This window comes from Vagococcus silagei (assembly GCF_004795745.1).
Lineage (GTDB): Bacteria > Bacillota > Bacilli > Lactobacillales > Vagococcaceae > Vagococcus > Vagococcus silagei.
This window is the reverse complement of the sequence record NZ_SDGV01000014.1, coordinates 14,496-26,548: the sequence shown is the minus strand read 5'-3', so window position 1 is coordinate 26,548 and position 12,053 is coordinate 14,496. Positions and strand designations below refer to the sequence as shown.

The window sequence follows — 12,053 nt, the reverse complement described above, 5'->3', positions numbered from 1 at the left end:
ACTTTACATTTGTTCAAAGAGGGTATATACTTCATTTATAAACAAAAGAGAGGAAGATTTTATTATGACAAACTACGCACAAATGATCGACCACACAAAACTAAAAGCAGATACTACAAGAGCGGACATTATTGCTTTAACTGGTGAAGCTAAACAATATGGCTTCTGGTCAGTATGTATTAATCCATTCTGGATTCCATTTGCTAAAACTGAATTAGCAGGAAGCGACGTTAAAATTTGTACTGTTATTGGATTCCCTTTAGGTGCTAACTCTTCAAAAGTAAAAGCTTTTGAAACTGATCAAGCAATCAAAGATGGTGCTGATGAAGTGGATATGGTAATTAATGTTGGTGCTTTAAAAGCTGGCGAATTCGATGTTGTCTTAGAAGACATCAAAGCTGTTATTGATACAGCTAAAGGTCGTGCTTTAACTAAAGTGATTATCGAAACTGCATTATTAACTAAAGAAGAAATCGTTAAAGCTTGTCAATTATCAGTTGAAGCTGGTGCTGACTATGTTAAAACATCAACAGGTTTCTCTACACAAGGTGCAACACCTGAAAACGTTAAATTAATGAAAGAAACTGTTGGCGACAAAGCATTAGTTAAAGCATCTGGTGATGTTAGAACAACTGCAGACGCTGAAGCAGTAGTTGCAGCTGGCGCATCTCGTATTGGTGCAAGTGCTGGTGTACAAATCATTGGCGCTGCTGATGGTTCTGCAACAAGCGGATATTAAGAGTCTTATCCAAGATCAATTAGGGACATTGTCTTGAAATCCCCGTTTTAAGTCATGACTCGTTTGATAATGATTGGGCTTCCCCATTCTCCCACATCTTAAATAAATGTAAAAAAGCAAGCGACCAAGATCAAAATAATGATTTTGGTCTTTTGTTTATGTAAAAAATAGTTAAAATGAAAAATTTATGAGAAAATGTCATTTTTTTTATTGACTTCTTAATAGTGCTTTGGTAAGATGAATCCAATCAAACAACAAAATGATTTAAAAATTAGCTTTGAAAAGAAGAGTATATGTTTTAGAACTTTTAAAGAGACCTCGGTTGGTGAGAAAGAGGATAGGGACAGACATAGAAGATGGTCTTTGAGCTTAAAGTGGGTGAGTTTAAGATGAGCCTACTTCGGGAGTTCCCGTTAGCGGACAGCAGTATTGAAGAAGAAAACTTCTGCGTACTGAGTAAGGTCATTGTTGCAAAGCAATGATAAAAAAAGGTGGTAACACGAATAATGCTTTCGTCCTTTGTTTACTTTTAATTAGAAAAGTAGATAAAGGACGGGAGCTTTTTTTGTTCATCGCGTTTACAAAAGGAGGATTATTGAAATGGGAATTATTAATTTAAAAAATGTAACGAAAACATTCCAAACAAAAGATAAGGCTGTTACAGCCGTTGATGATGTCACATTATCAATCGAAAAAGGTGAAATATTTGGTGTGATTGGTTTCTCTGGAGCGGGAAAAAGTACTTTGGTCCGCACATTGAACCAACTTGAAACAATTACAAATGGATCAGTTGAAATTAACGGCCAAACAGTGAACGACTTACAGGGAAAAGATTTACGTGATTTTAGAAAAAAAGTTGGCATGATTTTCCAACATTTTAATCTATTGTGGTCACGGACAGTCATTGAAAACATCGCGTTACCATTAGAACTAAATGGTATGTCAAAAGAAGAACGAACTAAAAAAGCGACAGAACTTCTGAAACTTGTTGGTTTAGAGGGTCGTGAGAATGCTTATCCAAGTGAATTGTCTGGTGGGCAAAAACAACGTGTCGGTATTGCCCGAGCTTTAGCAAATGATCCTGAAATTTTACTTTGTGATGAAGCGACGAGTGCACTTGATCCACAAACAACTGAGGAAGTATTGGATTTATTACTTTCAATTAATCAAAAATTAAATTTAACGATTGTCTTAATCACACATGAAATGAACGTGATTCGTAAAATTTGTCACCGGGTGGCAGTCATGGAGAATGGTCGTGTAGTGGAAGAAGGACCAGTTATCTCAGTGTTTAAACATCCGCAAACCGAAATTACCAAACGCTTTGTTAATCAAGATGTGGTGATTGAAACAGAAGAAAACCAAGAAACAGTGCGTGACTTAATCGCAGCTTATCCCGATGGTATGTTACTTCGTTTGTTATTTGAAGGTAAGAAAGCGACGGAAACGATTATCAGTAGTGCTTTAAGAGAATTTGATATTAATATTAATATTTTACAAGCGAATATTCGTCCGACTAACCAATTGTCTTTTGGGACAATGTTGGTACAAGTGACTGGTAACCCAGAACTTGTTAGTGAGAGTGTCGCTTACTTTGAGAAAAATGGTGTTGGTGTGGAGGTAATCAATTATGGATAAATCATTTGTAGAAACATATTTTAATTGGAGCGAAGTCCAATTAGACGCACTTTTAAAAGCATCAAAAGAAACATTATACATGACATTTGTTTCAACATTGTTTGTTGCGATTATCGGATTATTAATTGGTTTGCTACTTTTCATTTTTAGTCGTAAAAATACAAAAGTGAATCGCACGCTTTACACAATTGTCTCAGTCATTAGTAACACATTCCGTTCGATTCCATTTATTATTCTCTTGATTCTTTTATTCCCAGTTGCGAATACGCTCTTTGGTTCAATGATTGGACCAACGTCAGCCTTACCGGCGTTAATCTTATCAGCATCACCATTTTATGCACGGATGGTTGAGATTGCCTTTCGTGAAGTCGATCAAGGTGTGATTGAAGCGAGCGAAGCAATGGGCGCGTCACTCACTCAAATCATTTGGAAAGTCTTGATTCCAGAAAGTCTTCCTGCATTGATTTCAGGCATTACCGTGACAACAATTACCATGATTGGTTTTACAGCAATGGCTGGTGCTGTTGGTGCCGGAGGTTTAGGTAACTTAGCGTATCAAACTGGCTATGCTGCCAATAAATATACAGTCATTACCGTTTCAACCGTTTTAATTCTAGTCCTTGTCTTTATTGTACAGTGGATTGGTGATTTATTAGTTAAAAAAATAGATAAACGATAATATAGGAGGAATTTATGATGAAGAAAAAATTATTAACACTTGGTTTAATCGGGTTAGTTGCAATTGGTTTAGGAGCTTGTGGTAAAAAAGAAGCCGCATCATCAGATAAAACAATCAAAGTTGGGGCTTCACCAATGCCTCATGCTGTTATTCTAGAAAAAGCAAAACCACTTTTAAAAGAAAAAGGTTACGATTTAGAAATTGAAGAAATTAGTGATTACAAAATTCCAAATAAAGCTTTAGATGGTAAAAATATTGATGCTAACTTTTTCCAACATATTCCTTATTACGAAAAAGACGTGAAAGATAAAGGCTATAAATTTGCGAATGCTGGACCCGTTCATATTGAAAAAATGGCTTTTTATTCAAAACGAATTAAAGATGTGAAAGATTTGAAAGAGGGCGCACAAGTCCTGGTTAGTAATTCACAAGCAGACTGGGGACGTTTAATTACAATTCTTCAAGATGCTGATTTAGTGAAAGTGAAAGAAGGTACGGATTTAACTAAAGCAACTTTTGATGATATTACCGAAAACCCTAAAAAACTTAAATTCAAATATGATATTGACCCAGCAATTATGGCAACAACTTATACAAATGATGAAGCTGATTTAGTAGCAATCAATGCTAACTTTGCTCAATCAATCAATTTGAACCCAGAAAAAGATGGTGTTTTAGTTGAGAAAGACAATTCACCATACGCAAATATCGTTGCTGTTCGTGCAGAAGATAAAGATAGTAAGAAAATTAAAGCGTTAATGGACGTTCTTCATTCAGATGAAATCCAAAAATTCATCACGGACGAATGGAAAGGTAGCGTTACAGCAGTCAAATAAACAAATAAACAGTCGTTAAATACTCAAAAGAGTATTCAGCGACTGTTTTAATTTACTATAAAGGGATTGTAAAATATTAGACTTTTAAATGGTTGTTAAATTAATTGTTTGAAAGTTTTTTGTTTTGTCGTAAATGTATTAAAATAGAAGTATGAAAACTAATACTCTATTTGATGTCTATAATAAAAGGGATAATGTTTTAAAGAAGCATACTAAGCGTATTCGTTCAGTTTTTAAAGCTGAAGTGAAAAAGTTTCGTTATTGTGGAGATTATACAAAAGGATAGCTGTTAAAAAGATTTAATTTTCTATGAGCTACTAATGCTTCTAAATATATGATACGAGGAGTTGTTGGATGATGAAAAAACGATTTTTTAAATTGACAAGCTTTTTACCAATGAGTGTTGTTTTTGTATATTTTTTATTTGATATATATCTGACATTAAAAGATATTGAAGGGCCAATGTTTACTAATAATCATACTAGTTCTAACTATGGTAATGCAATGGGAGCAATGACTGGTACTACTTTTATAGTTCTCTTTATGTTGATCGATAATTTTTTATTTAAAAAGAAAAAAATAAAGTTACTTTTTTCTTCAGATAATAGAGGATATCTTATTGGCGTTCTAGTGATGTTAAGTATTTTTATTATAGAAAACCTAGTGATTATTCGATTTATAATTAATAATAAATTAGTTTAAAAAGTAAGGAGTAAAGAGATGGCTAGATATGCTGAAATTGAAATCGTAACCTTTAAAGAAAGACAAAATAGATTTATCGCGACTTGCGTAAAAGACATGGGTGAAGAAATTATAACTCATGTCAAAAATACTGGAAGGTGTAAAGAACTACTAATACCAGGCGTTCAAGTTGCTGTTAATTTCCAAGATAAAGCAACAAGAAAAACCAAGTATGATTTAGTATCTGTCAAAAAAGAGGACGCTTGGTTCAATATTGACAGTCAACTCCCTAATGACTTGGTTGAAGAAGGTATCAAGCAAAATCTGATAAAATTTGCCATACTAAGGGGCAAAGTGACGAATCTAAAAAGAGAGTTCACGTATAAAGATTCAAGAATTGATTTTTTAATTGAAACAGATTTAGGTGAAAAACTCCTAGTTGAAGTAAAAGGGATGACTCTAGAAGCCAATAGGATAGGCTCATTTCCAGATGCGCCGACGTTAAGAGGTCTTAAACATGTAGAAACTTTGATCGGTGCCAAAGAAGATGGCTATTTAAGAGCTGTGTTATTTGTAGTTCAATTTGAAAATATTGATGTAGCGACCATTAATAAAGAGATGCAGCCTGATTTGCAAGTTAGCTTTCAAAAGGGCATGGAACAGGGGCTAGAAGTATTAGCTTACAATTGTAACGTTACTCATGATGAAGTAGTTATTAAAGAACAAGTCCCATTTAAATTATTATAGGAAATAGAAAGGTTGAGTTACTTGTTTTAAATTTAGGAATTATTGGATCAAATTGGATGACCCGCGAATTTGTAGGCGCAGCAACCACAAGTGGCGAGTATCAATTAAGCGCAGTCTATTCAAGAAATGAAGACCAAGAAAAAGATTTTTCAAGTAAATATCCTAATGCTAAAAGTGTGATTGCCTCAACCAATCTTGTTGAGTTTTTTCAAATTGTTTGATATTTATTTAAGATGTCAGCTTTGAAATCAGCTAAACTCATTTCAGGAAGGACTTCAATAACGACAGGAATATCAAAACATAAGCGTCGATAAGGCACTCTAAAATATGATTCTAAGGTATCTTTAAATTGAACGTTTTGATCAAAATTGTGAGCATCAATGCTTAATAACTCTTCTTTGTTATCATCTAACAAGACCAGTTCTTTTAAGTTTAATTCGTTGGGAGACAGATTAAATAAATCTGCATGACGATAGACTTCGTAAATTTTGTAGAGTGTTAAAGTAGTCTGCGTATTGTCATAACTTGAGATAGCTTCTTGGGTTGCTAATAAATTATATTTCATTGTTTTTACCCCTCCTACATGATGCCTAAGAATGCATGAGCTAACGGTACTACGACGACTACAATGACACCAATAATAACAACAGAGATACTAGCCATCGCAGTCTCGGTCTCACCCATATCCATTGCAACGGCAACACCTAATGCATGTCCTGACGCACCAAGAGCTAAACCTTTCGAAATAGGATCATTGATATGGAATAATTTAAGAGCTGCTTGACCAAGTGCAAAAACAATCACAGCATTGAAAATAACAGAAAAGGCAGTTAGAGATGCAATCCCGCCGATTGATTCAGCTACAGGAATTGCAATGGCAGTCGTTGCAGCTTGAGGTAAGAGTGAACTAATCATTTTACCGTCCATTGCAATCACCCGTCCAACAGCAATGATACTAATTACAGAAACCAATGAACCAATTACGATAGCAGATGTAATTTCAAGCCAATATTTTTTTAAGATGTCGCGTTTTTTATAAAGTGGAATTGCAAAAGCAATCGTTGCAGGTTCTAAGAAAAAGCTGATGACTTTTCCACCTTGATTGTAGTCTTCATAGCTGATGCCAGTAACCTTTAAGATCAGTACACCTAAGATCATAGCGACAAATAATGGGGTAAAGAGAAAGAACTTATTGGTTTTTTTGAAAAGATAAGTCCCAATTCCGAATGAAACAAGTGAAATAATAATACCGACATATGGTGTCATGATTAACGAACCTCCTTAACGTGTTGTGTAGCTTGTTTAAGACTGACTTGCTCGGTAGCTTTTTCTTCGCTAGAAGCTCGGCGAACTTTTAAAAGGAAATCTGAACTCCAACCAATTAATGCGAGTAGGACAAAAGTAGCAACAAAGATGATGAGTAGTATTTGGAGACCACTGGTGCGCATGATGTCTAATGAGTTAATTAATGAAATTCCAGAAGGAACAAATAAAAATGAAAGAATGGCAGAAAGTTTGTTACCGACACTTTCAACTTGTTCTAGTTTGACAACATGCGTTGATAATGCAATAAAAAGTAAGATTAAACCAATTACTGATGCAGGCATTGGGAAAGGTAAGATTGCAGAAATGCCATTTGAAATAAGTAAGATGAAAGAGAAAATAAAAGCTTGTGATAAAAATGTTGCCGGTGTGGCGGCTTTTTCCTTGCTTGTTTGTTCTTTAATAAGTTTTGAATGTTTTGTATTTTCCATCTAAATTCACTCCTATATTCTTTTGACACTCTTAGTATAGGTGGAAAGAAAGCGCTTGAGCTCGATTTTTCGTCAAATGCAAGCTACTCGACGTAGAATACAAAAATGACCACCCAAAATACATCATATTTTAGGTGGTCTTCTTTTAATTTAATCCAAAATATTCTTTCAATGTTTTTACGTAAGAGCGACTAACCGGTACTTTTAAGCCATTATCCAAGGTCACTTGTAGTGTATGGTTAAACCAAGGTTGGATTTCTTGGACTTTCGTCACATTCAGAATATAGCTACGGTGTGTTTTGAGAAATAGCTGTTGTGGCAATTTTTTCTCAATCCCACTTAAAGTACCAGGTGTTTGATAAGTGTCACTATTCGTGTGAACCGTAAGTTCTTTGTCATCAACAGAAACAAGATAGATTTCTTGCGGATGTAAGAGATAAATACGATCTTCGCCTTGGATTGGAATGGCTTCAACAACATTATTCGCTTGTGTTTTATTATCAGTTTGATTATTTTGATTGTTTTGTTGATTTAATGCTTTCTCAATCACTTTTAAGACCTTGGATTCTTCGAATGGCTTTAAGAGATAGTCATTTGCGTTAACCTGAAATGCTTTTAAAGCATAATCATCATAAGCCGTGGCAAAGACAAGATAGGGCGGCTGTTTTAATTTGATAAGTTTATTCGCTAAATCAAAACCTGATTCTCCAGAAAGTTGGATATCAAGGAATAAAAGGTCGGGTTTTTGGTCCATGATGGCATTCAGCGCAGTTTCAACTGAATCTGCTTCTGTAATTGTAGTGATTGCTGGATGCTGTGAAATTAAATAGTGTAGTTCTTCTCTTGCGAGAGGTTCATCGTCAACAATTAAGACATGCATGATAAATTAACTCCATTTCATAAAGTTATGCTTCACTTTTGTGGTGTGGGAAACTAATCGTAAAGTTTGCACCACCTTCGATTCGATTATAGCATTTAAAAGTGGCTTTTGAGCCAAATAGGTTTTGAAGTCGACGTGAAAGGTTTTCTAAGGCAGTCCCCGTTCCTTTCTCAGAACCGACTTGTTTATTTCCGAGAAGAGGTAAACGGTCTAACGGGATACCAATGCCGTTATCACTGACTGAAATTGTAATAATATCTTGGTTACTAGATATAGTAACCGTCGCTTGATTCGCGTCTTTTCTACCCAAAAAGGCATGTTTAATCGTATTTTCGATTAAAATCTGGACGGCATATGGTGGGACCAACGCATCTTCGAGACCAGGTTCAATGTTGAAATTAATCTCAAATCGATTAGGAAAACGGGCTGATTCGAGTGCTAAATACGCGTCAACTTGTGCTAATTCCTGTTGTAAAGGAATCAGCGTTTGCCGTGCACCTTGTAAGTTACCTCGGAAATAGGTGCTTAATTGTAATAATAATTCGCGTGCTTGTTCACTATTTCGTCGCATCAAAGCCGAAATTGTATTGATTGCATTGAAGAAAAAGTGCGGATTAACCTGTGCTTGGAGCGACTTGATTTCAGCTTCTTTAAGTAGTTTTGACTGTTCTTCGGCTTTTCCCAGTTCAATTTGCGAAGAAAAGATTGAACCAAGTCCTTCAGCTAACTGTTCTTCTACATGCGTCAATTGATCCGCATCAGTAAAGTACATTTTGAGTGTACCGATCACTTCATCTTGAATGATTAACGGAATGACAATGGCGGCTTCTAATGGGCAATCGGGATGTTGACAGCCGATGCCTTCTTTTTGATGTACAACCGTAATTTCCCCAGTTTGTAACACTTTTTTCGATAATTCAGTCAGCAATTCCAAATCTTGAATATGATGATCGTCACCCGCGCCAACATGCGCTAAGATTTGGTGAGTATTTGTAATACTAATCGCACTGACTTTCGTATAGTGTTTGATGATTTTCGCAACTTCTTGACTTGAAGTCTCATTTAATCCAGAACGGAAATAGGGTAGCGTTTGCGCAGCAAGTTCCAAAACATCATGGGTTTGAACAGCCTTTGCTTGTTCCTCTTGCTTCAAGGTAATCGTTAAAATCGAGAGGAAGATGTAGGTGCCAATACTATTTAAAATAATCATTGGTAAAGCAATCAAAGAGACAAGTTCGATGCCGTGCGTTAAGTTATCACTGGTAAACAACATGACAAAAAACATTTGGACACTCTCGACTAAGGCACCAATTAAAGCACCTTGAAGTGGAGAAGGAAACTTATTTTTCTGAGCTACTTTTTTACCAAGTAACCCCGCAATCACCCCTACTAATACTGAAGAGGGGATGTAGAAAGAACTCGCGGAACTTCCCTGTAGCATCCTGTGAATCCCACCGATAAAGCCAACAGCAGTCCCAACAATGGGACCGCCCACAATGCCAGAAACGCCAATCGCGAGTGTCCGCGTATTTGCGATTGAGGTATTTGACGCAATGTCAGTTAAAATATTACTCGGAATAATTTCATTATTGGCAATTTGGATACCAGTCAAATTCGAAATAAAAGTGAAAAGTGCAAAAATAAAAATTAAAACCAATTTAGACGTCCATTTTTCACGACTTAAAAGAATCTGTTTAAAAAAGGGGACGTTCACAAGTAGAAACGCTAATAAGATAATAATCCCAACACGTTCCACCATTAAAATAAATAGTTCTAACATGGTAACCTCCTAATCAAGTAACGCTAGATAAATATTTTTTAACACTAGTGTATAGTGAAAACCCGACTTTGTATAGGGAGCTTGCTTAATTAAACTAATTATTATTTATAAAAGTATGTGAAATAATCGGAAACGACAGAATAGACAACAATTGTTGCATTTTAGATTTGAAATACGTTCTCAATTAGGCTAGAATTGAAGAGTAGTTTATTAACAGATGGAGGGATTAGTATGTCCGTTTTAGAAATTAAAAATTTACATGTATCGATTGAAGATAAAGAGATTTTAAAAGGTGTGAACCTGACGATGAAAACAGGAGAAATTCACGCTATCATGGGACCAAACGGAACTGGTAAATCAACTCTTTCCGCAGCAATCATGGGTAATCCAAACTATGACGTGACTGAAGGAGAGATTCTTTTAGACGGTGAAAACGTATTGGAAATGGAAGTTGATGAACGTGCACGTGCGGGTCTATTTTTAGCCGTACAATATCCTAGTGAAATTCCTGGTATTACCAATGCTGAATTTATGCGTGCAGCAATTAATGCCAAACGTGCTGAAGATGATAAAATTTCAGTGATGGACTTTTTAGATAAATTAGATGAAAAAATGGCGTTATTAGATATGCCTGAAGAGATGGCAGAGCGTTACTTAAACGAAGGCTTCTCTGGTGGTGAGAAAAAACGTAACGAAATTTTACAATTATTAATGCTTGAACCAACTTTCGCTATTCTAGATGAAATTGACTCAGGTCTTGATATTGATGCTTTACAAGTTGTTTCAAAAGGTGTCAACAACATGCGCGGTGATAACTTTGGTTCACTCATAATCACTCACTATCAACGTTTATTAAATTATATCGTGCCAGATGTGGTTCACATTATGATGGATGGCCGCGTTGTATTAACAGGCAATGCCGATTTAGCAAAACGCTTAGAAGCAGAAGGCTACAAAGGCATTGGTGAAGAATTAGGCATTGATTTTAAAGAATCAGCTGAATAAATCGTAAAGAGAGGACAAGATAGCATGAAATCAGTAGAATTAAATAAATATCTTGACGACATTACGTTATTCTCAGCGAGTCAAGAAGAGCCTCAATGGCTGTTAGAAATGCGTTTAAGTGCTTTAGAAAAAGCTGAAACGTTACCATTACCAAAAATTGAACGAGTGAAATATCATCGCTGGCCACTTATGAACGTGGGTAACTTGAATGAGGAACTGATTGGAGATCTTGTTTTACCAGCTTTTGATGAATTAGAAGACAATCCATTGATTATTCAAGGTCGTACGACAACGATGTACGAACAATTATCTTCTGAATTAATCGAACAAGGTGTCATCTTTACTGATATCTTTACGGCTTTCCAAGAACATGGCGATTTAATGAAGGAATACTTCATGACAAAAGCGGTTAAATACGATGAAGATCGTTTAACATCCTTTCATGCCGCAATGTTAAATGGTGGTGTCTTCTTATATGTTCCTAAAAATGTCGTGGTTAAGGATGCTTTCGAAGCATTGTTTTACCATAATGCACAAGATAATAGTGCCTTTATCAAACACGTTTTAATCGTTGCTGATGAAAATAGTGAATTAACATATGTTGAACGCATGCAATCATCTGGAACAACTGATGAAAAATTGTCTGCCAACGTTGTGGTCGAAGTGATCGCTAAACCAGGTGCGAAAGTTAAATATGCTGCGATTGACCGTTTAGGTGAATCAGTGAGTTCATATATCAATCGTCGTGGCTATGTCATGCGTGACGCAAGTGTCGACTGGGCATTAGGTGTGATGAATGATGGTGATGTGATTGCGGACTTTGATTCTGACTTAATTGGTGAAGGCTCACATGCCGAAACAAAAGTAGTCGCAATTAGTTCTGGCCGTCAACGTCAAGGTATTGATACACGCGTAACCAATAAAGCGCCACATTCAATCGGCCATATTTTACAACATGGTGTGATCCGTGATCGTGGCACTTTAACTTTCAATGGTATCGGACATATCCTTAAAGGAGCCAAGGGAGCAGATGCACAACAAGAGAGTCGTGTATTAATGCTTTCAGATCAAGCTCGCGGTGATGCGAACCCAATTTTATTGATCGATGAATTTGAAGTAACAGCGGGACATGCTGCCAGTGCTGGTCGTTTAGATCCAGAAGAATTATATTATTTAATGAGTCGTGGCTTACCACAAAAAGAAGCCGAAAGACTTGTAACGAGAGGATTTTTAGGTTCTGTTATTACAGCTATCCCAGTGAAACATATTCAAAAGGAATTTGTTGATGTGATTGATAGAAAGCTGGCTGACTAA

At 35.9% G+C, this 12,053-nt stretch carries 14 protein-coding genes and 1 other annotated feature; of the genes, 9 read left to right on the top strand and 5 right to left on the bottom strand.

Translation table 11 applies throughout. The annotated features are described in order from the left end of the window. Nucleotides 1-64: 64 nt before the first annotated feature. The 7 genes from deoC to ESZ54_RS12490 all read left to right on the top strand — a co-directional run bounded on the left by deoC (nucleotide 65) and on the right by ESZ54_RS12490 (nucleotide 5,541). Entirely contained in the window at nucleotides 65-739 is a 675-nt protein-coding gene (deoC, locus tag ESZ54_RS05745; RefSeq protein ID WP_136136710.1) for a deoxyribose-phosphate aldolase, read from the top strand. Between the two features lie 268 nt (nucleotides 740-1,007). Next, nucleotides 1,008-1,262 (top strand) — a binding site (T-box leader). A 77-nt stretch (nucleotides 1,263-1,339) separates the two neighbouring features. Continuing rightward, nucleotides 1,340-2,377, top strand: a complete 1,038-nt coding sequence (locus tag ESZ54_RS05740; RefSeq protein ID WP_136136709.1) for a methionine ABC transporter ATP-binding protein — start codon at nucleotides 1,340-1,342, stop codon at nucleotides 2,375-2,377. Then, complete coding sequence (locus ESZ54_RS05735; protein ID WP_136136708.1) at nucleotides 2,370-3,056, top strand: methionine ABC transporter permease; 687 nt, start codon at nucleotides 2,370-2,372, stop codon at nucleotides 3,054-3,056. Before ESZ54_RS05740 ends, ESZ54_RS05735 begins: the two co-directional genes overlap by 8 nt. Before the next feature lie 17 nt (nucleotides 3,057-3,073). Then, nucleotides 3,074-3,892, top strand: coding sequence for a MetQ/NlpA family ABC transporter substrate-binding protein (locus tag ESZ54_RS05730; protein WP_136136707.1), 819 nt, complete (start codon nucleotides 3,074-3,076; stop codon nucleotides 3,890-3,892). Nucleotides 3,893-4,249: 357 nt separating this feature from the next. After that, complete coding sequence (locus ESZ54_RS05725) at nucleotides 4,250-4,594, top strand: hypothetical protein (protein ID WP_136136706.1); 345 nt, start codon at nucleotides 4,250-4,252, stop codon at nucleotides 4,592-4,594. An 18-nt stretch (nucleotides 4,595-4,612) separates the two neighbouring features. Further along, nucleotides 4,613-5,320: a DNA/RNA nuclease SfsA gene (gene sfsA, locus ESZ54_RS05720; protein WP_136136705.1), complete on the top strand. Its 708-nt coding sequence runs from the start codon at nucleotides 4,613-4,615 to the stop codon at nucleotides 5,318-5,320. Between the two features lie 56 nt (nucleotides 5,321-5,376). Further along, complete coding sequence (locus ESZ54_RS12490) at nucleotides 5,377-5,541, top strand: hypothetical protein (RefSeq protein ID WP_162615108.1); 165 nt, start codon at nucleotides 5,377-5,379, stop codon at nucleotides 5,539-5,541. On the opposite strand, the gene ESZ54_RS05715 is transcribed toward ESZ54_RS12490, so the two are convergent. The 5 genes from ESZ54_RS05715 to ESZ54_RS05695 all read right to left on the bottom strand — a co-directional run bounded on the left by ESZ54_RS05715 (nucleotide 5,529) and on the right by ESZ54_RS05695 (nucleotide 9,734). Beyond that, nucleotides 5,529-5,885: a hypothetical protein gene (locus tag ESZ54_RS05715; protein ID WP_136136704.1), complete on the bottom strand. Its 357-nt coding sequence runs from the start codon at nucleotides 5,883-5,885 to the stop codon at nucleotides 5,529-5,531. The genes ESZ54_RS12490 and ESZ54_RS05715 overlap by 13 nt on opposite strands. A 14-nt stretch (nucleotides 5,886-5,899) precedes the next feature. Beyond that, nucleotides 5,900-6,586 carry an antiholin-like protein LrgB gene (gene lrgB, locus ESZ54_RS05710; protein ID WP_136136703.1) on the bottom strand — a complete coding sequence of 229 codons (687 nt, stop codon included), beginning with the start codon at nucleotides 6,584-6,586 and terminating at the stop codon, nucleotides 5,900-5,902. A gap of 2 nt (nucleotides 6,587-6,588) precedes the next feature. Continuing rightward, nucleotides 6,589-7,074, bottom strand: coding sequence for an antiholin-like murein hydrolase modulator LrgA (gene lrgA / locus ESZ54_RS05705; protein ID WP_136136702.1), 486 nt, complete (start codon nucleotides 7,072-7,074; stop codon nucleotides 6,589-6,591). Between the two features lie 145 nt (nucleotides 7,075-7,219). Beyond that, nucleotides 7,220-7,954: a LytR/AlgR family response regulator transcription factor gene (locus ESZ54_RS05700; protein WP_136136701.1), complete on the bottom strand. Its 735-nt coding sequence runs from the start codon at nucleotides 7,952-7,954 to the stop codon at nucleotides 7,220-7,222. Between the two features lie 25 nt (nucleotides 7,955-7,979). Next, a complete protein-coding gene (locus tag ESZ54_RS05695; RefSeq protein WP_136136700.1) occupies nucleotides 7,980-9,734 on the bottom strand; it encodes a sensor histidine kinase in 1,755 nt (584 codons plus the stop codon). 231 nt (nucleotides 9,735-9,965) lie between these two features. Between ESZ54_RS05695 and sufC the strand changes: the two genes are divergently transcribed. Beyond that, the gene (sufC, locus tag ESZ54_RS05690) at nucleotides 9,966-10,739 is read left to right on the top strand and encodes a Fe-S cluster assembly ATPase SufC (protein ID WP_136136699.1); all 774 of its coding nucleotides are present in this window, start codon (nucleotides 9,966-9,968) and stop codon (nucleotides 10,737-10,739) included. Between the two features lie 24 nt (nucleotides 10,740-10,763). Continuing rightward, nucleotides 10,764-12,053 carry a Fe-S cluster assembly protein SufD gene (sufD, locus tag ESZ54_RS05685; RefSeq protein ID WP_136136698.1) on the top strand — a complete coding sequence of 430 codons (1,290 nt, stop codon included), beginning with the start codon at nucleotides 10,764-10,766 and terminating at the stop codon, nucleotides 12,051-12,053.